A 20480-nucleotide genomic window follows, 5' to 3' on the forward strand; every position below is an offset into this window, starting at 1 on the left:
GGGGCATGATTGCCACCGCACTATGTAGTAATGGTCGAAACGTCAGGTGACCAGCATATTTTCACTGTCACCAGGAAAGCGGAGTGTATGGCTAAAGAAGGCGCAATCGAGGTCGAGGGCCGCATTATCGAGCCCTTGAAGAACGCAATGTTCCGTGTCGAACTGGACAACGGGCACGAAGTTCTCGCCCACATCAGCGGCAAGATGCGCCAGCACTACATCCGCATCCTCCCCGAGGACCGTGTCGTTGTGGAGCTGTCTCCCTACGACCTGGAACGCGGGCGCATCACCTACCGCTACAAGTAAAACGAGAAGCCTCCTTATTCACGGCATGCCCCAAGGTGGGCATGTTTTCTCACCTCCGGCTGCGGTGGCTGGAGCCGCGTGAACCACGACCCAAGTGTCCGGCCGGACCGGACCCAAGCGTCGACTGACGTGGACGAATAGGGAGAAAACCACCGAAACAACCTGAAAGGCACGTCCAACATGGCACGTCTCGCTGGTGTGGACCTTCCGCGCAACAAGCGCATGGAGGTCGCACTGACCTACATTTACGGAATCGGGCCTGCCCGTTCCAAGGAACTGCTCGAAAAGACCGGCATTTCTCCCGACCTGCGCACCGACAACCTGACCGACGATCAGGTCGCAGCTCTTCGTGATGTCATTGAGAACTCGTGGAAGGTTGAGGGTGACCTCCGCCGCGAAGTTCAGGCTGACATCCGCCGCAAGATTGAGATTGGCTCCTACCAGGGCCTGCGCCACCGCCGTGGACTTCCCGTCCGTGGCCAGCGCACCAAGACCAACGCGCGTACCCGCAAGGGACCGAAGAAGACCATCGCAGGAAAGAAGAAGTAATACATGCCTCCGAAGACTCGTTCCACTACGCGTCGCTCTGGTCGCCGCGTAGCCAAGAAGAATGTGGCCGCAGGCCACGCGTACATCAAGTCCACCTTCAACAACACCATCGTGTCCATCACGGACCCGAACGGTGCTGTCATCTCCTGGGCCTCCTCCGGCCACGTCGGTTTCAAGGGCTCCCGTAAGTCCACGCCGTTCGCCGCACAGATGGCCGCAGAGTCCGCGGCCCGCAAGGCAATGGACCACGGCATGAAGAAGGTCGACGTTTTCGTCAAGGGCCCGGGCTCCGGCCGCGAGACCGCAATCCGTTCCATCCAGGCCGCCGGCCTGGAGGTGTCCTCGATCTCCGACGTGACGCCGCAGCCGTTCAACGGCTGCCGTCCGCCGAAGCGTCGTCGCGTTTAACAGGCTGAAAGGAAAAGAGGTAACTACACATGGCTCGTTACACCGGCCCTGCTACCCGTAAGTCCCGTCGCCTCCGCGTCGACCTCGTCGGCGGCGACATGTCCTTCGAGCGTCGCCCCTACCCTCCGGGGCAGGCTGGCCGCGCCCGCATCAAGGAGTCCGAGTACCTGCTCCAGCTGCAGGAGAAGCAGAAGGCACGCTTCACCTACGGTGTCATGGAGAAGCAATTCCGCCGCTACTACGAGGAGGCTAACCGCCTCCCGGGCAAGACCGGCGACAACCTGCTGGTGCTCCTGGAATCCCGTCTGGACAACGTTGTGTACCGTGCTGGTCTGGCGCGCACCCGCCGCCAGGCACGTCAGCTGGTTTCCCACGGCCACTTCACCGTCAACGGTGTGAAGACCAATGTGCCGTCCTACCAGGTGACCCAGTACGACATCATCGACGTCCGCGAAAAGTCCCGTAACATGCTCTGGTTCGAAGACGCCCAGGACAACCTGGTCGACTCCGTTGTCCCGGCCTGGCTGCAGGTCGTTCCGGAGACCCTGCGCATCCTCGTGCACCAGCTGCCCGAGCGCGCTCAGATTGACGTTCCGCTGCAAGAGCAGCTCATCGTCGAGCTTTACTCGAAGTAACCCCCTACCGGCGTCATATAGCGGTCGCCGAAAAAGGAGAAGTTCATGCTCATCTCACAGCGTCCTCAACTCACCGAGGAATACATCGACACCAACCGTTCGAAGTTCGTCATCGAACCGCTCGAGCCCGGTTTCGGCTACACCCTCGGTAACTCTCTGCGCCGTACGCTGCTGTCGTCCATCCCGGGCGCTGCAGTGACGTCCATCAAGATCGAGGGTGTGCTCCACGAGTTCACCACGATCAACGGCGTCAAAGAGAACGTCTCTGAGATCATCCTCAACATCAAGAACCTGGTGCTGTCCTCCGATTCCGATGAACCGGTGGTCATGTACCTGTCCGCACAGGGCCCGGCCGACGTCACCGCCGCAGATATTGATCTGCCTGCCGACGTCACCGTGCACAACCCGGACCTGCACATCGCTTCTCTGAACGAGAGCGCACGCCTGGACATGGAGCTCGTTGTCGAGCGTGGCCGCGGTTACGTCCCGGCGATGACCAACTCCGGCGGCGAGATCGGCCGTATCCCGGTCGACCAGATCTACTCGCCTGTGCTGAAGGTGTCCTACAAGGTTGAGGCAACCCGTGTTGAGCAGCGCACTGACTTTGACAAGCTGATCATCGACGTGGAGACCAAGAACTCCATGAGCGCCCGCGACGCCCTGGCGTCCGCTGGCTCCACCCTGGTCGAGTTGTTCGGTCTCGCACGCGAGCTGAACACTGCCGCCGAGGGCATCGAGATCGGCCCGTCTCCGCAGGAGACCGAGTACATCGCTGCATACAACATGCCGATCGAAGACCTGAACTTCTCCGTCCGCTCCTACAACTGCCTGAAGCGCCAGGAGATCCACACTGTCGGTGAGCTCGCTGAATGCACCGAGTCCGACCTGCTGGATATCCGTAACTTCGGCCAGAAGTCCATCAACGAGGTCAAGATCAAGCTGGCTTCCCTGGGCCTGACGCTCAAGGATGCTCCGGAAGACTTCGATCCGACCCAGATTGAGGGCTACGACGCGGAAACCGGCGATTACGTTGACGGCGGCTTGGACGACGCTGAGTAAAGAACTGAGCGCCGCACGCGCACACACTTTTTAATCCACGAGGAGTACAACAATGCCTACCCCGAAGAAGGGCCCGCGTCTCGGCGGCTCGGCTGGGCACCAGAAGCACATTCTGGCCAACCTGGCTAGCCAGCTGTTCGAGCACGGCGCCATCACCACCACCGACGCCAAGGCGAAGGTTCTGCGCCCGTACGCGGAGAAGCTGATCACCAAGGCAAAGTCCGGCACGGTCAACGACCGTCGCGCCGTGGCTGCCGAGATCCCGAACAAGGACGTCGTTACGTACCTGTTCAACGAGCTTGCTCCGAGGTTCGAGAACCGCCCCGGTGGTTACACCCGCACCATCAAGCTGGAGAACCGCAAGGGCGACAACGCCCCAATGTCCCAGATCTCCCTCGTTCTCGAGGAGACTGTCTCTGCTGAGGCGACCCGCGCTACCCGCGCAGCAGCGTCCCGCGAGAAGGCTGCCCAGGAAGCAGCCGCTGGCCAGGATGCAGCCGCACCGGCTGAGGCTGAGGTGACCGAGGTCAACGAGGCTACCGAGGCTGACGCTACCGCCGCAGCTGAGTCTGAGAACACGACCACTGTCGTCGCTCCGGAGAGCGAAGAGACTGTTGTGAACATTAACGAGGTTGAGACTCAGGCTGACGCGACCGAGGTCGTCGAGGAAGAAGCTGAGGCTGAGGGCGACAAGTAAGCCCGTCATGTAGGGCTATAGGCCCGTTCGTGAAAACCGCCTGTTGAGGAGATGCCTTCTCGACGGGCGGTTTTCTTTTTTAAGGTTTATTTGAGTAGCGCTCTTCTAGTCCCAAGCCGTAGTTCTGGAACCCCCGCGCCCCCCAACCGCTGCGCCGCATTGAGGTAAGTTCGAAATCGCCGTTCCAGAAGAGCTTCTAGCAGATAGATTGCATCCCCCAAGATGTAGTATGAAACCCGAGCGCAGGACGAGCTCCTCGCATATACATCGCACCGCCCGAAGGTTCGCTTTCGGGCGGTGTTGTCATATCGGGGTTAGACCGCAGATTGGTACGGTAAGCCCCGATGAAACACCAAGCATCCAACCCTGGTTTAGATGAAGAGCAAGCGGGCATTGTCCGCCTCCGCCTCGACATCGCGTATGACGGCACTCGGTTCCACGGCTGGGCCCGCCAGGCGGCTGCCCCGGGGGAGGAGACCCCAGTACGGACGGTGCAGGGGGAACTGGAAGATGCGCTCAGCCTCATCTTGCGTCATCCCGTGGAGCTCACCGTTGCGGGGCGCACGGATGCCGGGGTGCATGCTATAGGCCAGGTCGCGCACGCGGATGTGCCCAAACACGCGCTCGACCAGCGGTCGATCGTCGGGGAGCCGGAGAAGCTCACCCGCCGCCTCGCCCGGCTGCTCCAGCCGGACCTTCGGGTCACCGCAGTCACTGAGGCCCCGGAAGCGTTTGACGCCCGCTTTTCCGCGTTGACCCGTACCTACCGCTACCGGGTGACCACCAATACTGCTGGTCCGAACCCGCTCAGGCGCACGGACACCGCGGCGTGGACCAAGAAGATTGACCTTCACGCCGTGCAGGAGACGGCAACGGCCTTGGTCGGGCTGAATGACTATGCGGCGTTCTGCAAGCCCCGGCCTCACGCCACCACGATCCGCGACATTCACTCTTTCACGTGGGCGGATGTCTCCACGCCGGAGGAACCGGAGCTCTACGAAGCCACGATCACCGCTGATGCGTTTTGCTGGCACATGGTTCGGGCCCTCGTCGCTACGTGTTTGGACGTCGGCTCAGGTGCTCGTGATGTCTCGTGGGCAAAGACGTTGCTCGCCGCACATGAGAGGGATCCATTGGTCAAACTAGCGCCGGCGAACGGGCTTACCCTCATTCGCGTGGACTACCCAGAGGCCGCTCATCTGGGGGAGAGGGTGTTGGTGACTAGGGATCGTCGTAAAGCGAAGGATGTGGAATAGACTGCTCTGATGGAACAGGGAAGAAAGTAGGGCCGCATGGATGTAGTCGGAGCTGTTTGGCTCGTCATTGCGGTGTTCACTCTGCCTGGACTCATCGTGGCCTGGGTTGCGGGAGCGAAGCTGCCAGCGGCGGCTGCGGCGAGTTTGCCGGCAACCTTCGGGCTGATCGGGTTCGGTAGCTGGCTGCTGGGCGCGCTGGGGATCCGTTTCGGGTGGCCGTCGTTCATCTTCTTCCTTGTGCTCGTGCTGGTGCTCGCCGGCGTGTGGCGTTTCATGTTCGCGCGGAAAGCCAAGCGTGACGGCGCCGAAACGTGGCTGCGTGCTTTGTGGCCCGGAGATTGGCGGCGGAGAAGCATCCTGGATCCGTCGTGGGTGCTCCCAGCTGCCGGTGTGACGGCGGGCGCGTGGATGCTCATCGCGAAGATGCTGGAGCTGCAGGACAACGTTCCGCACAAGATGGAAAACATCGTGCAGGGCTGGGACACGCAGTGGCACGCCAACGCGGTGCGCTTCATCATGGAGGAGGGCGTTGCCTCGCCCACGCGCATGGGTGAGCTGCAAAGCCCGGAGACACACGTGGACTTGTTCTACCCGTCAGGCTTCCACGCGGCGACGGCACTGTTCGCCCATGCTGGCGGGTGGGAGCCAGTGCCGGCGATGAATCTCGCTTCCATTGTCGCGACGAGTCTCGCGGTCGCTGGCGGTGCGGCGGGTCTGGCGTGGGCGATCGCTCGCGGTCAAGGCATGGTCGCGCAAATCGCCGCTGGGCTGGCTCCAATCGCCATTTACGCGTCGCCGTCTGTGGTGTGGATCAGCGATTACGTGGGCATGCGCCCCTACATCGTGTCCATCGGCTTGTCCGGGATGGTGGTCGCGCTGTTCATGCAGGTTCCGCGCTACAGGGCCCTGAGCTTTGCGACGCTCTTTGCCTTCCTCGGCGTCCTCCAAGTCCATCCCGCTGCCGTGACCGTCGTGGTCCTCGCAGTTCTCCTGTACTGGGCGACGTACCTGGTGTGGCGCCCCGACCGCACCCGTGTCAGCGACGTGCTGTGGCTGGCCATTCCTGCGCTGGGTGGCACGCTGTCGTTCCTGCCGCAGTTGCTCGCCGGCCGGACTCAGGCGGAGGAGGTTCAAGCCTGGGACAACCGGGAGGCCGTGACCTCCACAGAGGCATGGCACAGGGCGTTTTACATGCAGGCCCGCCACACCGACGAGTTCTTCCCCACATTTGACCCGACGATGCTGTTCTGGCTCGCCGGCTTCGGTGCCATTGTCATGCTGCTGTGGCGCGGGCAGGTATGGGCGCCGATCTTCTACGGGCTCATGGTGTCCACGACAGCCAACGCGATGCGACCGGTGGACAATCTTTTCGAGCCATTGCTGGCGTTCCTCGGCTCGGCCCACTACAACTCGGCCCACCGCGTCGCCACAATCGTCGCCCTGACACTCTTTGCTGGGGCTGCCGTGGGAGCAGCAGTGATCATCCGGGTGCTGTGCTTGGCGCCGGTCGCGGTGCGTAGGCCGAAGCGCCCGTGGCAGTGGGGGACCGCTATTGCTTCGGCTGTCCTCGCAGGCTTCACCGGCTGGGGCACGGGAGTGTGGGCTGCCACAGCCGCCGCTGAGGGTGCCAAGGAATCCTACGAGGCCTCCCGTGTGGATGACCGGATGATCGATGAAGACCAGTTGGAAGCATTCGAATGGCTCGCATCCCGCCCGGAGGCGCAAGAGGGCTTGGTCATGGGTGAATCCACGGAAGGGTACTCCTGGATCTACTCCATCGAGGGCGTGCCCACCGTGAGCCGCCACTACCTGTGGCCCTCGGGTGGTTTGGGCACCAACTCGAGCATCCTGAGTGACCATGCCGCCCTGCTCGGCGCGGGTCAGCGCGGCAAGCCGGATGAGGGCAATGTTGTCGATGCGGCCGCCGCCCACCTAGACGTGCGGTTCATCATCTCCACCGGAAACACCTTCTGGGGCGAACCGAGCAACTGGCAGGTGGACACTGCCCTGTGGACCTCGCCGGGTGTCACGCCCGTCTACCAGCTCAACCGTGTGACCATCTTCGCTGTGAACGAGAAGTTCAGCGCCGAAGAGCTGCGCGAGCTCCAACAAGACGCGGTGGACAACGGCGGATCCACGGAGCTTCCATCCCTCCAGCCTGTCGCCCCAGGGGCCGATACGTCAGAGTCCGGCTCTGCAGAATCCGGCACCCCGGCCCCCGAGGGGCGCGGTCCTGCCGCCCGTATGCTTGAAGCCCCGGGGTGGGCGCTCTAAACTCCGAGGGAGTATTTGGGGGAATTGATCGGGGGGTCACGTGTCCCGCACACACGACGAGAAAACGAACACAGCGCAGCGGCTGCTGCCAACAACGCGCTCACAGGTCTCGGGGCACCGCTTCATGCGCCGACGGGTGGAGCACGGGCTCATCTACGGTGACATCCGGATGATCCATGATCCACTGGCGTCGCGCCGACGTTCCGCAATCTTCGGCCTCATTGCGGTCGTGCTCATCGCCGGCGGATGCGGGCTGTTCGCCTGGCTCAAACCGAATCCTGATCCGGGGTCGGCGGCGATCATGCGCGCGGCCGACGGCTCGCTCTACGTCCGGGTAGGCGAGGTGGTGCATCCGGTGACGAACTTGACGTCGGCACGCTTGATCGCGGGTAGCCCGGACGAGCCGCAGCGTGTCGGGGACGAACGTTTAACGGATTATCCGCGCGGGGTGCCGCTGGGTCTGACCACAGCTCCCGCGATGTTCGCGCCCGAGGGGAGCAACGACATCGCGTGGAGTGCATGTTCGCTTATCGACGCCTCCCGTACCCCCACCCTCACCATCCACGCCGGCCCCGCTCCTGAATTGCTTGCACAGCGTGAGGCGATTCTTGTCGCCCACGACGGCGACGACTGGCTGGTGACGCAGGCTGGCCGCGCGAAACTCCCGCCTGCCACAGACCCGGCGGGACGGCTGATCCGGCGCGAGCTCGGCATCGATGCGGCCACGCCGCGCCGGGAAATGCACAGCGGTGTTCTCGGCGCATTGCGTGAATTGCCGCTGATCGGCTTGCCACACCCGTTGCCGCGCGTGCTGGAAACGGGTGCGGAGGCGTGGATACTCACCGGCCACGGCGGCGTGCAACAGATCACCCCGCTGCAACGGGATGTGCTCGTGGCGGCAGGCGCGCACACCGAACGAACTGATACGGCTGCGATCGCGGCCTATCCCGACGCCGATCCACCGCTGACGTTGTCGATCCCGGACGAGAAACCGGAATGGGGTGACCCAGCTGCCACCTCCGGTGCTGTAGAGACCGCCGTCTGCGCGGCAGAGAACGGTCAAGCCGGTCGGCGCCCAGCCGATGCACTCACAAGGGGAGCGGTCGAACTGTCAGGGGCAGGCCCGGCTACCCACTTCATCGGGTTGTCGGACGGGGCTGTCGGGGTCGATACCGGATTTAGTTACCACGTTGTGTCGGGTGCAGGGCAGCGTCACGGTGTTGACCAGCAGGCAGTTCTGGAGATGATCGGGGTGGCGCATATGGAAAAGGCCCCGTGGGCAATCATTGGTCTGTTGCCCGCGGGGCCGGATCTCACGCGCGAAGCTGCACTGACCGCGACATACTGAACGGGCGCCGGCTGGCCTAGCGGTCTGACTGAAATTTGCTACCCGTTTGGTTCTTGCGGATTCCGCGCACAACCAAAACAATCCCCGCGATCCAGCTGGCGAGTGCTGTCATGTAGGAAATCGTGCCCCACGCAGTGGCAACGGCGAGGAACCCGAGCAGAAAGACAATCACGCCAATGATGATGTCCTGCTGCCCGGTGGTGCCGGTAGAACGCGAGTTGCCCGAATCGTGGGGCATCTGGGAAGTCATGACTGCCAGTGTGCCAGGAAAGCGAACGGCCCTGCCAGGGAAGGGCCGTGAAGAGTCGGGGATGCTGAAGTACTAGAAGCCAGCCTCGAGGTGCAGGCTCGGGCCATCGGAGTCACCCATGTCATCGGCGAAGGTGTCCTCGTTCATGGTGTCCTCGGTCGGCGATGTGTCGTAAGTCTCCTCGTCCGTCCCGATCTCCGTGGTGGTGCCCTGGAAATCGAAGGGGTCCTCAGACTCCTCGTCTGCCCCCTCAGCCTTTTCGGTATAGTCCTCGACGTTGCCCAAGCCCTCGACGTAGTCATCGTCGGCGCTGATCTTCGTTTCCAGAACGCCGTCGGTGTTCTCAGAGTCGATGAACATCTCGTCGAATTCGCCGTCACCGTCAACGTCGACAAGCACGGTGTTGGCGTAGCCGTCGCCGTCCGAGTCGAGCACTACGGTGTCGATGGTGCCGTCGCCGTCCAGATCCACCAGTGCGGTGTCGATGGTGCCGTCGTTGTCGGTGTCCAGAACGGCAGCGTCAAAAGTCTCTACGTTCTCGTCGATGGTGTTCGGGTCCTGCGGGTTGTTGGGGTTGGTCATGATTGCGTCCTTCCTGGTGTGTTGAGTGGTGTTTTCATGCGTTTAATGCGCACGCTACGTCAAATGTTCCTGCGCGGGACCAACAAAGAACCTACAGCGGTGCTGAGCAGCGCAAACAAGCCAAGAATTGTGAGTACAACACCGGTCTTGCGGGGTGCTGTGGCCACGGTTTTCTCTACGGGAGTAACTGTCACTGGGTCCGTATCGTCATCGCGACCAGAGCGGTGAGATTCGGGCGGGAGATGCGTTAGCGTAGTGAGCGTATCGACGGCCCCGCCGCTCGGCTCCGCGGCCCCATCCACCATCGCGCGAATCTGCGCCGGGGTGGCATCGGGGTAACGCTGCCGCAGCAACGCGACTGTTGCACTGACCACCGGAGCAGCAAAACTGGTGCCCTCGTATGGTTGAGCGTCCCCGCGATCGCCCGCAACTCCACCGGTGAAACCGTTTCCGTCGGCCGACAAAGCAGCTTGTGGGCGGCCCGGTGCGGAAACAGCTATGTGCTCGTCGGGTACCGGCAGGGAGTATTCGGCCATGGTGTGGCTGTCCGCTCTCGACCCGACAGTGATGACGGTGGGGAAGTGCGCCGGGTACACCGTGGAGCCCGGCGGGCACTCGTGGTTCGTATTGCCCGCGGCGGCGACAACGGCAACACCGTCCAACTCGGCGCGCCCGAGTGCAAGACGCAGGTCCTGGGTGTCCACCCGTGCGGCGAGCTGCGGTTCCACGCAAGAGACGACCGACATATTGATCACGTCGGCGCCCAAGTCGATCGCGTTGTGGATGGCGCGCGCAAGGGTGTCCAAATTCCCCGCACCGGGGATGTCCTCTGCTTCCGGCGAGCCATCCGGTACTGGGGCCGTAGTTGTGCGGAAGTGCGCGGAGGATTGGCGGATCGCGATGATCTCCGCATCAGGGGCGATGCCCGTTGTCGTGCCCGCGATGATGCCGGCGACGACGGTGCCGTGCGCGTCGCAGTCGTCGAATGGCCGTGGATCATCTGGGGTGACGTAGTCGTTGCCGGGGATGAGCTGGTTGAGCTCGGGGTGCTGGGCAACCCCGGTGTCGATGACAGCCACTTTCACTCCCGCGCCGGTGGCGATAGTACGCACCTGGTCGAGATCGGCCGCAGCGGCGGGTGGGTCCGCGGGAACCGGGACTGCGCAGGCGACATCTTGGGCGTGGGCAGGTGGGGTGGCAACAAGAACGGGCTGGGTTGAGAAAAGCATGAGGGTTAGGGCCGGGATGCACGTGGACGTCGATAAGCGAAAGCGCACTACAGGCCCCTGATCAGCGTGAAGAAACCGGTGAGGTAGACAGCCAGCGGCAACACGGCAATGATCGCGGCAGCCTCGGCGCGCTCGAGCCACACGAGTGTGGTGGGTTCCAGATCGGGGACGAAACGGGCCCAGATCGTCGCGCTTGCCGCAGCCACCGCGAGGACTCCGGCGAGCACGAGTAGCGCTGGATGCGGGCTATCCATCTGTGCGACGGCGATAACAGCACAGGTAACGGCCGTCATGGCAGAAAGTGCGAGGCTCAACCTCGGCGCGGTGGAGTGGTGGCGTGACGCGTGCACGATGAGCGCTCCAGCGACACAGAGACAGAACGCAAAGATCCAGGCTCCGCCCGCGATAGCGATGGTGATCAGCGCCGGGATCATGCACACGGCGGTGCCGATGCCCAGACCGTCTGTAATACCGCGGGCTTTTTGCGTGCGCAGGTCAACGTCATCCTGGTAGTCGTCCGCGATGGAGAACTCCTGCCCAGCAGTGGGCACGCGGGGAATGCGTAGACCGGCGCCGCGGGTCGCCACAGCAGGTGTGAGCATGACGGCGGTCAACCCCACCAGCACGACCGTCGCTGCGGGAGCGTGCGGGGACGGTAACCACGATCCTAATGCGCCACCTGCGCTAAGTGCACTCACCGTGAGTACCGCAGTACCGCATCGCGTGCCGGCGAAGCCCAGCACCGCCCCACCGCCGACCAGGACTGCCACCGTCGCCGATGCAGCGACCACACCAAGTGCTGCGCTGCTGTTGAGCGGCCACGCAATCGCTTCCTCGCCCCCGGCCCAGGTGCCGCATGCGATACCCGCAAGCACAGCGCCGGCGGGGAACACCGCGCGGGAACGGGAGATGACACCGATCGCGAGTGCGACGACGGCTGCTGCCCCGACACCGATAACCGGGTTGGTCAGGGCAGCAACAAGAAAACCGACGGCAACGATACCCGCGAGCGATGACGCCGTATCGATCCCGGCGCGCGGGCCCCCGTCAGCCGACACCGCCGCGAGCGATTCCGCAGCGTCGCGCACGACCGGGGGATCGACCTCCTCCTCCGGGCGCAGTGCAAGCACCTGACCGTCCCGCACGCGCATGTGGTGCAGGGGAGTGTGCGGATCCAGGGGAGCACCTCCGGCAGTGGTGAACTCCCACGGTCGTCCGATTTCCGGAAGCTCGACGAGCCGGGCAAGCTCCGGCAGGACCTCGGCGAACGTCGACGCGGTTGGCAATGTCACGTCAATGGAGCGGTGGTACGTCACGGCACTGACACGCACGGTGACGCGGACGACATGGTGAGTCGATGCGGCGACCACAGTTTTCTTCCCCCCGGGTTGCACAGTGCAGGCCCCCGCCTGCACACGTGATGAGCTGTGCTGGCGTTCACGCTACACGTAATCGGCAACGGCGCGCTACACTAACGCTCAACACCTGCGGTTGGGGGAACCAGCAGGGATGGTTCGAGGGGGGGACATTCATGCTCGGATTGGACAACAATCCTGTCCAAACACCGGTCAATGCTGGCCACAGCGCTGACGATGCACCGCCGCTGCCTGGTGGGAACCTCGTCGCGGAGCCCGTCCCGCAGGCGGTGCGGCGTCCGCCGGAACCAATGATGAAAATCATCATGCCGGTGGTCATGGTCGCAGCCATCGGAGCAATGGTGGCGATCATGGCCTTGTCAGGCCGGGGTGTTAGCCCCATGATGATGGTCTTTCCGCTCATGATGGTCATGGGCATGCTCACAATGCTCAACCCTCCGGAGCGGGCCGGGGATATTGACGAATCCCGCCGTGTGTACTTGCGCCACCTTGACGCGCTGGCGGAGCACGCCCGCGGAAATGGCGACAAGCAGCGTGCCCATGTTGAGTTCTTCCACCCGCATCCGCAGGCATTGGTCAGCGCGGTGCCCACAGAGCGGGTCTGGGAGAGAGTGGACGACGATTCTCGTGCGCTGGAAGTGCGTGTGGGAACAGGAATGTCCGCTTTGTGCACGCCTATCGACGTGCCTGACCCCGGTTCACCTGAAGATCTTGACCCTGTATGCGCTGTGAGTCTGCGCCGCACTGTGGCTGCCGTGAGCGCGGTGCCGCGGGTTCCGATCATCATCCAGTTGGAAGCGTTTCCGCTCATCACACTTGCAGGGCCGAAAGCGCGCACAGTGGCGCGGTCCATGTTGGCGCAGGTGGTGTTCTTCCACGGCCCGGAGCTGCTCGGTATTGAGGTCGCTGCAGAGGGGCTCGAGTTCTCCAAGTGGTTGCCGCACACCCGCGATCCCGAGTCCGCGGCGTTCTCGATCGCGTTCGTGGATGCTGGCTCCCCGGACGCACTAGTGTGCACCGAGCACGACTGCGTTGTCGTGGTCACGGAGGATGAGGATGCCTTCGTTCACGAGGATGCGCTGCACTTGGTGTGCGGGGAGCGTATTAGCGCGGTCACGGCAGCTGGCACGGAGCCGCTTGGGGAGCCTGACGAGTTCAGTGACGGTGCCGCAGAATACATCTGCCGGAATCTCGCCTTCTACCGCCGTCCTGAGGGCCAAACAGGTACTGCCAATAGCGGGGACCTGTTAGAGCTGTTGGGGTTCGAAGACGTAGACCAGCTGTCTGGGCCGGCGATGTGGCCTGGGCGGGAGGGGACCCGGCAACGGTTGACGGTACCGATCGGTACGGAAGGTCTGGGATCGGGCGGAGCGCCCGTCTATCTAGACCTGAAGGAGTCAGCGCACGGCGGAATGGGCCCGCATGGATTGTGCATTGGCGCGACAGGAAGCGGTAAGTCTGAACTACTCAGAACACTCGTTGCAGCGCTGGCAGCGACACATTCGCCCGAGGAGCTCAACTTTGTCCTCGTTGATTTCAAAGGCGGCGCCACGTTCCTCGGATGTGAAGGGCTACCCCACACATCCGCGGTGATCACCAACCTGGAAGACGAGGCGGTCCTGGTGGAGCGCATGTTCGATGCGATCTCCGGCGAGCTCAACCGCCGCCAAGAACTGCTGCGCGCATCGGGTAATTTCGCCAACGTCACCGACTACACTGCGGCACGCATGAGCACGCGTCCAGACATGGATCCGCTGCCGGCGTTGCTCATCGTGGTCGACGAGTTCTCCGAGCTCCTCGGCCAACACCCGGACTTCGCGGATCTCTTCGTCGCTGTCGGACGGTTAGGGCGCTCGTTGGGTGTGCATTTGCTGTTAGCCTCACAACGGCTTGAGGAGGGCAAACTGCGCGGCCTGGATTCGCACCTGTCCTACCGCATCGGTCTGCGCACGTTCTCAGCCACCGAGTCGCGCCAGGTACTGGGCATCCCCGATGCTTACGAGTTGCCGGCTGACCCTGGCTCGGGCTACCTCAAGGCCGCATCCAGTGAGGTCACGCGTTTCAAAGCGGCGTATGTCTCCGGTCCACTCATGCGAAAAGACGTTGCGGCGCACGGTTCCCATACCGCAGCGAGCATCCCAGCAGTACGCATTTTCGACGGCTGGGATCCGCCCGAGGTGACCCCGGTCGTCGCAGGTACGCTGGACACGTCGACAACCGTGCTGGCGGCTGTTGTTGAGGCCGCCGGCGAGACTGCTCAGTTGCGCGGGCACAGCGCTCACCGTGTGTGGCTGCCACCACTGCCGCGCCGGGTAGGGATCCCTGCCGTCGTCACGCGAGCGGGAATGCTCACCGCGGGCATAGGGCTTATCGACGACCCCTACCACCAGCGCCAAGACCCCCTCATCCTCGACTTGAACGTCTCCGGCGGCCATGTGGCGATCGCCGGTGGGCCGCAAACGGGCAAGTCGATGGCCGTGCGCACGCTGATCACCTCTTTGGCTTCCACCCACTCGACTGAGCAGATCGGCTTCTACATCGTCGATGCCGGTAGCGGCGACTTCGCGGACCTTGAAAGTCTGCCCCACGTTGCCGGCGTGGCAGAACGCAGCGACGAGGAGCGGGTCCGCCGCGTCGTCGATGAAGTCTTGGGCATCATTGAAAACCCACGTGGCGCACCGCGACCGCAGCACACGGTGTTGGCGGTCGATGGGTGGCATTCATTGTTGGCGACCGATTCGAAACTGGAGGATCTGCGGGAACCGCTGGCGACCATTGCGGCTGAGGGGCCGGCGGCTGGGGTGCACCTGGTGGCCACCACCCAGCGCTGGGGCGCGATCCGTCCCAACGTGCGCGACATCATCGGCACTCGAGTGGAGCTCAAACTCACTGAGTCGATGGATTCTGTAGTCGACCGCAAAAAGCAGGAGAAACTTCCCGCATTGCCCGGCCGCGGACTCACTCCCGGCGGGATGAGCATGCTGGTGGCGGCAACCGCAAAGGAAGATGTCGCACACATTGCAGCCACGACTGCGCACCAGCCGCGTGTACCTGCCTTGAGGGTTCTGCCGGAGAGGGTGACGGTGGGGCAGGCGCGCCAGACTCAGACGTCGATAAGCGACACGCCGCTGTTGGGCATTGGTGGACGTGCACTGGAACCTGTGCACCTGGATGGCCAGCATCTCGTCGCTATCGGCGCGGCGGGCTCTGGCAAATCGACGCTGGTGAACACTGTGATCACACAGATCGCTGAGCTCCCGCGGGAACAGGCGCGCATGGTGGTCATCGATCCACGGCGTGTCCACCTGCGCCACGCGGACCACCCCATGGTCGCAGCGTATGCGGGCTCTTCTGACGCGGCCGCTACAGCGGTGACCGACACCGTGGCCACGATGTCGTCACGTCTGCCGGGGCCAGATGTCACGGCCGAGCAACTCGCCGCTCGCAGTTGGTGGACTGGTCCAGATATCTACCTTGTGATCGACGACCTAGAACTTGTTCCCGACGAGCACCTGCGTCCGCTCGTCGCGCTCCTTCCTCATGCCCACGACATTGGGCTGCACATCATTGCCGCCCGCAAGTTCGGCGGCAGCGCCCGCGCTTTGTTCTCTCCGTTCTTGTCCACGTTGAAAGATCAGCTTCCTGACGCTGTTCTGCTCTCCGGGAACCGGGAAGAAGGACAGCTTTTCGGTGTTCGACCGATGCCGCTTGCGCCGGGGCGCGGGATCCTCGTGCGCGACAACGACAACGCCGGCCCAATCCAGATCGCAGTAGGTGACGCAGCATGACCACACGGTTGACCACACCGCAGCTCACGGTGACTATCCGCCCCGACAGCGTCGTTTTCGAAGGTGCTGCCAACGTGCATCGCCACGACAGTCCGAGCACCAGCGAGATCGCCGCCGCGATCTGCAAATGTTTGGGTAGTGATCCTGCCGGTGCCCACGTGCACATTGTCGGGGATGAAGAAACCATCGACGACCTCGTTGTTCTGATGAGCGGATACGACGTCGTGCTCACCAGCGAGACCACGAAACCGCGCGGAAAGCATGCCCTGCGCCCCAATGCGAAAGCGGGCGCTGCCGAAACGGCGGATTCGAGTACGGACTCCGAAACTGAAACAAATCCGTCCACAAACGAATGGGAGGAAATCACGCTGCGTCGCCCGACGCTTTACGACGGCTCACGCGACACCTTCCTACCCGCACGCCCCCTCCTCATTGTGGCGGTGGTCGTCATCGGCGCACTCTGCGCTGCCGCTGTGTGGGCCGTTGCGCGGTCTGGTTCCGATGCGTTAGAGCACGCGGCCGGATCTGGCGCCTCCATTGGCGCGACGACGAGTGAGGTGACGTCGGCTCCTTCGCTTGATTCATCCGCGCCTTCTACGCAGCCAGCCCCGCAGCCCGAGTTCGTCACTCTCACCCAGGACGGTCTGAGCGTGGAGGTGCCGGTCGGCTTCACCCTCGAGCCCGATGAAGATATGTGGCGCGCGACCGGCCCTGATCCGGATTTCCGCTTGCAGCTTGCCGTTGATCCGCTCTACGGAGTGGCAGGAGAAGCCGTGATCGCCCAGATTGAGCAGGAGATTCTCGGCGACCCCGAGTTACGCCTCATCGAGCGTGATGAGCACAGCATCACCTACAGGCACTTGCTTCCAGACGGCTCCCAAGCCCACTGGCGCGCCTGGGTCGATGCAGACCACCAAATCTCCATTGGTTGCCACACCCGGAAAGCTCCCACGTCAGTCCAGCAGGCCACATGCACCATGGCTAACGACTCGGCCCGGTACAGCCCTCCTTAACCGTCTCACCAAAGGGGCAGGTACCGGCCCGCACGGAGAAAAACTCCAAGAATTTTCACCGCCGAGGGAACCAAACAGGGGCCTGCGGCAGTCCAATAAGGGTGGAAAGGTCACGAACGGCTCGCAAAGGTGCTTCACCGACTACGCGCCACGTGCCCGGACCGGCCTTTGTCCGTTAAGTCACACACCGATATCGGGGGAAAACATGAGCAACATGCAAACAGAAGCCGACGTGATGCGCGCCGCCGCCAAGGAAGTCGAAACGACCAATGAAGAAATCAACGGTGAACTCAACCGTCTGCAGACTCTCGCAGAGGGGGCGCGCAGCCACTGGGGCGGCACCGCACAGGTCAGTTTCAACGAGCTGATGATGCGTTACGACGATGCCGAGCGCCGTCTCGGGGAGGCACTGACCGCCATCGCAATGAACATCCGCGATAACGCGGGCAACTACGAAGACGTCGAGGCCACTAACGCGGATAGCTTCTCGTCGATCGCGCCGTCCTCAGGCCTGGCCCTGTAAGCCCACGAAGAGAATTCAGAGAGTTAAAGGAGAACACCATGACTGTCATCAAGTACCAATTCGCCTCGATCTCAAATACATCCCAGGACATTCTGCAGTCGGCACTCACGATCGACGGCCAGCTCGAGGACCTGAAGGCGCGGTTGCGCCCCATGGTGGACAGCTGGGACGGTGAAGCAGCTGAGGCGTACCAGATCCACCAGGCGAAATGGGATGCCGCGGCAGAGGAGCTGAACGAGATCCTCACCGTCATCGGCAACACCGTCGAAAACGGCAACTCCCGGATGAAGGCGGTCAACACCGCCGCCGCTAACAGCTGGGCCTAAGTACGCCACACACTGCCGTTCCCTTTTTGCAAGCGTCTTAAAGCTGCACTGACCGTTCCTATTCGGTTGGCGTGGGCGGACGCGACGTTGGGCACCGACGCGTGGCGCGGACAGAGGGGGATCAGGTTTTGCCGCGCCGCCGCAGGGAAACTTCTGCGGCGGCGTTTTGGTGTTTCGGCAGGTGGTGCTCTAGGGTTAACGGTCTGTGTGTTGTCTCCGACCGGCGCTCGCTCTGCGGTAGCTGGTCACCTCACATCCGGGTCTCCACCGGCCGCCGGAATGTGAGGGGGGAGCGGGCGCACATGGCCGGCAGCCTCTAGATACAGACTTCAAGGAGTCCATGTATGTCTACTTACCACCCGAAGAGCGGTGACATTACCCGTCAGTGGTACGTCATCGACGCTACCGACGTGGTGCTGGGCAAGCTTGCTTCTACCGTGGCAGACCTACTGCGCGGTAAGCACAAGCCGCAGTTCGCACCGAACGTCGACACCGGCGACCACGTCATCGTGATCAACGCCGACAAGGTCCACATTTCGTCCAACAAGCGCGATCGTGAGATGCGCTACCGCCACTCCGGTTACCCGGGTGGCCTGAAGTCCATGACCCTGGGCCGTGCTCTCGATGAGCGCGCGGACCGCGTCATCGAAGAGGCTGTCAAGGGCATGATGCCGCACAACCGCCTCTCCCGTGAGTCCATTAAGAAGCTTCACGTCTACGTCGGTGCCGAGCACCCGCACGAGGCGCAGAAGCCCGAGAACTTCGAGCTTAAGCAGGTGGCGCAGTAATGACCGAGCCGAACAACACCCCTGAGAACATCGCTGACGCAGCTTACGAGGCTGACGTCACCGACATTGACGCCGCAACCGCAGCGACCGAAGAGTTCAACTACACCATCGGCGACGCCGTGGCAGTCGAGGATGAGACCGCTGGCGCTGAGGAGACCGTCGAGGTCGCGTCCTTCCACGAGGGCCCGATCCAGACCGTCGGCCGCCGCAAGCGCGCCATCGCCCGTGTCACCGTCGTCGAAGGCGAGGGCAAGATCACGGTCAACGGCCGCGAGTTCGAGGACTACTTCCCGAACAAGCTGCACCAGCAGGACATCCTGTCCCCGCTGACGCTGCTGGAGCGCGAAGGCCAGTTCGACATCAAGGCCAACATCAACGGTGGTGGCCCGACCGGCCAGGCTGGTGCTCTGCGCCTGGCCATCGCCCGCGCCCTGAACGTGTACAACCCGGCTGAGCGCCCGACCTTGAAGAAGGCTGGCTACCTCACCCGCGACGCACGTGCCGTCGAGCGCAAGAAGGCTGGTCTGCACAAGGCCCGCCGTGCCCCGCAGTACTCCAAGCGTTAATCGCGGTTACTGCTTCACAAGCGCCGTCACCCTTTGCGGGTGGGGGCGCTTTTGGCTTATCGACGCATTACCAACCTGAAAATCCCCTAAGGCATAATGGTGTCTCATGACTCGACTGTTTGGAACTGACGGTGTCCGTGGCTTGGCCAATGAAGCTCTGACCGCGCCTTTGGCGCTGAAGCTGGGCCAGGCAGCGGCCACGGTGTTGACGCAGACGAAGCGTTCCGACCAGCGTCGTGCGACCGCCATCATCGGCCGCGACCCGCGCGTGTCGGGGGAGATGCTGGCGGCGGCAATGGCAGCCGGTATGGCATCGAAAGGTGTGGACGTGCTCCGCGTCGGAGTCATACCGACGCCGGGCTTGGCGTTTCTCACCGACGATTACGGCGCGGATATCGGCGTGATGATCTCCGCGTCCCACAACCCCATGCCGGACAACGGCATCAAGTTCTTCTCCGCCGGCGGCAAGAAGCTTCCTGACGACGTGGAGAACGACATCGAGGAGGAGATGGCCCACATCGATGAAGGCGGACCGACCGGCACCGGCATCGGCCGCATCATCGAGGAGTCCCCGGAAGCCCACGACCGCTACTTGGACCACCTCAACGCCTCGGTGACCACTCGCCTCAACGGCCTGAAGGTTGTCGTGGACTGCGCGAACGGGGCCGCCTCCCGCCTAGCTCCGGAGGCCTATAACGAAGCAGGGGCGAAGGTCATCCCGATCTTCAACAAGCCCAACGCCTTCAACATCAACGACAACTGCGGATCCACCCACATTTCCCAGGTGCAGAAGGCTGTTGTCGAGCACGGTGCCGACTTAGGCCTGGCTCACGACGGCGATGCCGACCGCTGCCTGGCTGTCGATGCCGAGGGCAATGTCGTCGATGGCGACCAAATTATGGCGATTTTGGCTCTGGGGCTGAAAGAGAAGTCGTCGTTACGCAAAAACACGCTCGTAACCACCGTGATGAGCAACCTCGGTCTGAAAATCGCCATGGAGCGCGAGGGCATCGCTGTGCGGGAGACGAAAGTGGGCGACCGATACGTGCTCGAGGAACTCGCGCGCGGCGATTACTCACTCGGCGGCGAGCAGTCCGGCCACATCGTGCTGCCGTCCCGCGCGACGACGGGCGATGGAACGTTGAGCGGCCTGATGATCATGGAGCGCATGGCCGAAACCGGCGCGACACTGAAAGAGCTGGCCAGCGTGATGACGGTGCTGCCGCAGGTGCTCATCAACGTGCCCGTGTCCGACAAGTCGCTCATCCTGGACAACCCCGAAGTCAAGGAAGCCACCGCCGCCGCAGAGGCCGAGCTTGGCTCGAGTGGCCGTGTGCTGCTGCGCCCCTCTGGTACCGAAGAGCTCTTCCGCGTCATGGTGGAAGCAGCGGAGGAGGAGCATGCGCGCAAGGTAGCTGGCAAGCTCGCCGCCACTGTCGCCTCTGTCTAGCGCGAGTGCGCTGAAAATGCCTTAAAGTAATTGGGGCAGCAGGGAACCAAAGGGGGG

The 20480-nt window shown here is 63.1% G+C and carries 20 protein-coding genes; 16 read left to right on the forward strand and 4 right to left on the reverse strand.

What is annotated here, in order from left to right; translation table 11 throughout:
• Nucleotides 1-87: 87 nt before the first annotated feature.
• The 9 genes from infA to eccB all read left to right on the forward strand — a co-directional run bounded on the left by infA (nt 88) and on the right by eccB (nt 8532).
• On the forward strand, nt 88-306 hold the full coding sequence (gene infA / locus KBX18_RS00700; RefSeq protein ID WP_040423423.1) for a translation initiation factor IF-1: 219 nt from the start codon (nt 88-90) through the stop codon (nt 304-306).
• Nucleotides 307-486: 180 nt separating this feature from the next.
• Entirely contained in the window at nt 487-855 is a 369-nt protein-coding gene (gene rpsM, locus KBX18_RS00705) for a 30S ribosomal protein S13 (protein WP_005286639.1), read from the forward strand.
• Nucleotides 856-858: 3 nt separating this feature from the next.
• Entirely contained in the window at nt 859-1263 is a 405-nt protein-coding gene (rpsK, locus tag KBX18_RS00710) for a 30S ribosomal protein S11 (protein ID WP_040423422.1), read from the forward strand.
• Between the two features lie 29 nt (nt 1264-1292).
• Nucleotides 1293-1898 (forward strand): 30S ribosomal protein S4, encoded by a 606-nt coding sequence (gene rpsD, locus KBX18_RS00715; RefSeq protein WP_005286633.1) that lies wholly within the window; start codon nt 1293-1295, stop codon nt 1896-1898.
• Nucleotides 1899-1943: 45 nt separating this feature from the next.
• Nucleotides 1944-2957, forward strand: a complete 1014-nt coding sequence (locus tag KBX18_RS00720; RefSeq protein WP_255994426.1) for a DNA-directed RNA polymerase subunit alpha — start codon at nt 1944-1946, stop codon at nt 2955-2957.
• Nucleotides 2958-3009: 52 nt separating this feature from the next.
• The gene (gene rplQ, locus KBX18_RS00725) at nt 3010-3654 is read left to right on the forward strand and encodes a 50S ribosomal protein L17 (RefSeq protein WP_255994427.1); all 645 of its coding nucleotides are present in this window, start codon (nt 3010-3012) and stop codon (nt 3652-3654) included.
• 344 nt (nt 3655-3998) lie between these two features.
• On the forward strand, nt 3999-4910 hold the full coding sequence (gene truA, locus KBX18_RS00730; RefSeq protein WP_255994428.1) for a tRNA pseudouridine(38-40) synthase TruA: 912 nt from the start codon (nt 3999-4001) through the stop codon (nt 4908-4910).
• A 36-nt stretch (nt 4911-4946) separates the two neighbouring features.
• Complete coding sequence (locus KBX18_RS00735; RefSeq protein WP_255994429.1) at nt 4947-7184, forward strand: DUF6541 family protein; 2238 nt, start codon at nt 4947-4949, stop codon at nt 7182-7184.
• A 40-nt stretch (nt 7185-7224) separates the two neighbouring features.
• The gene (gene eccB / locus KBX18_RS00740) at nt 7225-8532 is read left to right on the forward strand and encodes a type VII secretion protein EccB (RefSeq protein WP_255994430.1); all 1308 of its coding nucleotides are present in this window, start codon (nt 7225-7227) and stop codon (nt 8530-8532) included.
• A 16-nt stretch (nt 8533-8548) separates the two neighbouring features.
• Here eccB and KBX18_RS00745 read toward each other — a convergent pair whose 3' ends face one another.
• The 4 genes from KBX18_RS00745 to eccD form a co-directional block, all read right to left on the reverse strand.
• Nucleotides 8549-8782 carry a hypothetical protein gene (locus tag KBX18_RS00745; RefSeq protein ID WP_255994431.1) on the reverse strand — a complete coding sequence of 78 codons (234 nt, stop codon included), beginning with the start codon at nt 8780-8782 and terminating at the stop codon, nt 8549-8551.
• 72 nt (nt 8783-8854) lie between these two features.
• Nucleotides 8855-9364, reverse strand: coding sequence for a hypothetical protein (locus KBX18_RS00750; RefSeq protein WP_255994432.1), 510 nt, complete (start codon nt 9362-9364; stop codon nt 8855-8857).
• 59 nt (nt 9365-9423) lie between these two features.
• A complete protein-coding gene (locus KBX18_RS00755; protein WP_255994433.1) occupies nt 9424-10593 on the reverse strand; it encodes a S8 family serine peptidase in 1170 nt (389 codons plus the stop codon).
• Between the two features lie 47 nt (nt 10594-10640).
• Nucleotides 10641-11963, reverse strand: coding sequence for a type VII secretion integral membrane protein EccD (gene eccD, locus KBX18_RS00760; RefSeq protein ID WP_255994434.1), 1323 nt, complete (start codon nt 11961-11963; stop codon nt 10641-10643).
• Nucleotides 11964-12124: 161 nt separating this feature from the next.
• On the opposite strand from eccD, the gene eccCa reads away from it, so the two are divergent.
• The 7 genes from eccCa to glmM all read left to right on the forward strand — a co-directional run bounded on the left by eccCa (nt 12125) and on the right by glmM (nt 20423).
• Entirely contained in the window at nt 12125-15757 is a 3633-nt protein-coding gene (eccCa, locus tag KBX18_RS00765; RefSeq protein ID WP_255994435.1) for a type VII secretion protein EccCa, read from the forward strand.
• Nucleotides 15754-16770 (forward strand): type VII secretion-associated protein, encoded by a 1017-nt coding sequence (locus KBX18_RS00770; protein WP_005286600.1) that lies wholly within the window; start codon nt 15754-15756, stop codon nt 16768-16770. The genes eccCa and KBX18_RS00770 overlap by 4 nt, the downstream gene beginning before the upstream one ends.
• 205 nt (nt 16771-16975) lie before the next feature.
• Entirely contained in the window at nt 16976-17293 is a 318-nt protein-coding gene (locus KBX18_RS00775; protein WP_005286596.1) for a WXG100 family type VII secretion target, read from the forward strand.
• A gap of 38 nt (nt 17294-17331) precedes the next feature.
• Nucleotides 17332-17619, forward strand: a complete 288-nt coding sequence (locus tag KBX18_RS00780) for a WXG100 family type VII secretion target (RefSeq protein ID WP_005286593.1) — start codon at nt 17332-17334, stop codon at nt 17617-17619.
• Between the two features lie 344 nt (nt 17620-17963).
• Entirely contained in the window at nt 17964-18407 is a 444-nt protein-coding gene (gene rplM / locus KBX18_RS00785; RefSeq protein WP_005286590.1) for a 50S ribosomal protein L13, read from the forward strand.
• The gene (gene rpsI / locus KBX18_RS00790) at nt 18407-18973 is read left to right on the forward strand and encodes a 30S ribosomal protein S9 (RefSeq protein WP_255994436.1); all 567 of its coding nucleotides are present in this window, start codon (nt 18407-18409) and stop codon (nt 18971-18973) included. Before rplM ends, rpsI begins: the two co-directional genes overlap by 1 nt.
• A gap of 106 nt (nt 18974-19079) precedes the next feature.
• Entirely contained in the window at nt 19080-20423 is a 1344-nt protein-coding gene (glmM, locus tag KBX18_RS00795) for a phosphoglucosamine mutase (RefSeq protein WP_255994437.1), read from the forward strand.
• Nucleotides 20424-20480: the final 57 nt, after the last annotated feature.

Source organism: Corynebacterium sp. CCUG 69979 (assembly GCF_024454095.1).
GTDB classification, from domain to species: Bacteria; Actinomycetota; Actinomycetes; order Mycobacteriales; family Mycobacteriaceae; genus Corynebacterium; species Corynebacterium genitalium.

Excerpts from the sequence above, each read along its gene's own strand:
- infA (WP_040423423.1), top strand. The coding sequence starts at position 88 with ATGGCTAAAGAAGGCGCAATCGAGGTCGAGGGCCGCATTATCGAGCCC.
- rpsM (WP_005286639.1), top strand. The coding sequence starts at position 487 with ATGGCACGTCTCGCTGGTGTGGACCTTCCGCGCAACAAGCGCATGGAG.
- rpsK (WP_040423422.1), top strand. The coding sequence starts at position 859 with ATGCCTCCGAAGACTCGTTCCACTACGCGTCGCTCTGGTCGCCGCGTA.
- rpsD (WP_005286633.1), top strand. The coding sequence starts at position 1,293 with ATGGCTCGTTACACCGGCCCTGCTACCCGTAAGTCCCGTCGCCTCCGC.
- KBX18_RS00720 (WP_255994426.1), top strand. The coding sequence starts at position 1,944 with ATGCTCATCTCACAGCGTCCTCAACTCACCGAGGAATACATCGACACC.
- rplQ (WP_255994427.1), top strand. The coding sequence starts at position 3,010 with ATGCCTACCCCGAAGAAGGGCCCGCGTCTCGGCGGCTCGGCTGGGCAC.
- truA (WP_255994428.1), top strand. The coding sequence starts at position 3,999 with ATGAAACACCAAGCATCCAACCCTGGTTTAGATGAAGAGCAAGCGGGC.
- KBX18_RS00735 (WP_255994429.1), top strand. The coding sequence starts at position 4,947 with ATGGATGTAGTCGGAGCTGTTTGGCTCGTCATTGCGGTGTTCACTCTG.
- KBX18_RS00745 (WP_255994431.1), bottom strand. The coding sequence starts at position 8,782 with ATGACTTCCCAGATGCCCCACGATTCGGGCAACTCGCGTTCTACCGGC.
- KBX18_RS00750 (WP_255994432.1), bottom strand. The coding sequence starts at position 9,364 with ATGACCAACCCCAACAACCCGCAGGACCCGAACACCATCGACGAGAAC.
- KBX18_RS00755 (WP_255994433.1), bottom strand. The coding sequence starts at position 10,593 with ATGCTTTTCTCAACCCAGCCCGTTCTTGTTGCCACCCCACCTGCCCAC.
- eccCa (WP_255994435.1), top strand. The coding sequence starts at position 12,125 with ATGCTCGGATTGGACAACAATCCTGTCCAAACACCGGTCAATGCTGGC.
- KBX18_RS00770 (WP_005286600.1), top strand. The coding sequence starts at position 15,754 with ATGACCACACGGTTGACCACACCGCAGCTCACGGTGACTATCCGCCCC.
- KBX18_RS00775 (WP_005286596.1), top strand. The coding sequence starts at position 16,976 with ATGAGCAACATGCAAACAGAAGCCGACGTGATGCGCGCCGCCGCCAAG.
- KBX18_RS00780 (WP_005286593.1), top strand. The coding sequence starts at position 17,332 with ATGACTGTCATCAAGTACCAATTCGCCTCGATCTCAAATACATCCCAG.
- rplM (WP_005286590.1), top strand. The coding sequence starts at position 17,964 with ATGTCTACTTACCACCCGAAGAGCGGTGACATTACCCGTCAGTGGTAC.
- rpsI (WP_255994436.1), top strand. The coding sequence starts at position 18,407 with ATGACCGAGCCGAACAACACCCCTGAGAACATCGCTGACGCAGCTTAC.
- glmM (WP_255994437.1), top strand. The coding sequence starts at position 19,080 with ATGACTCGACTGTTTGGAACTGACGGTGTCCGTGGCTTGGCCAATGAA.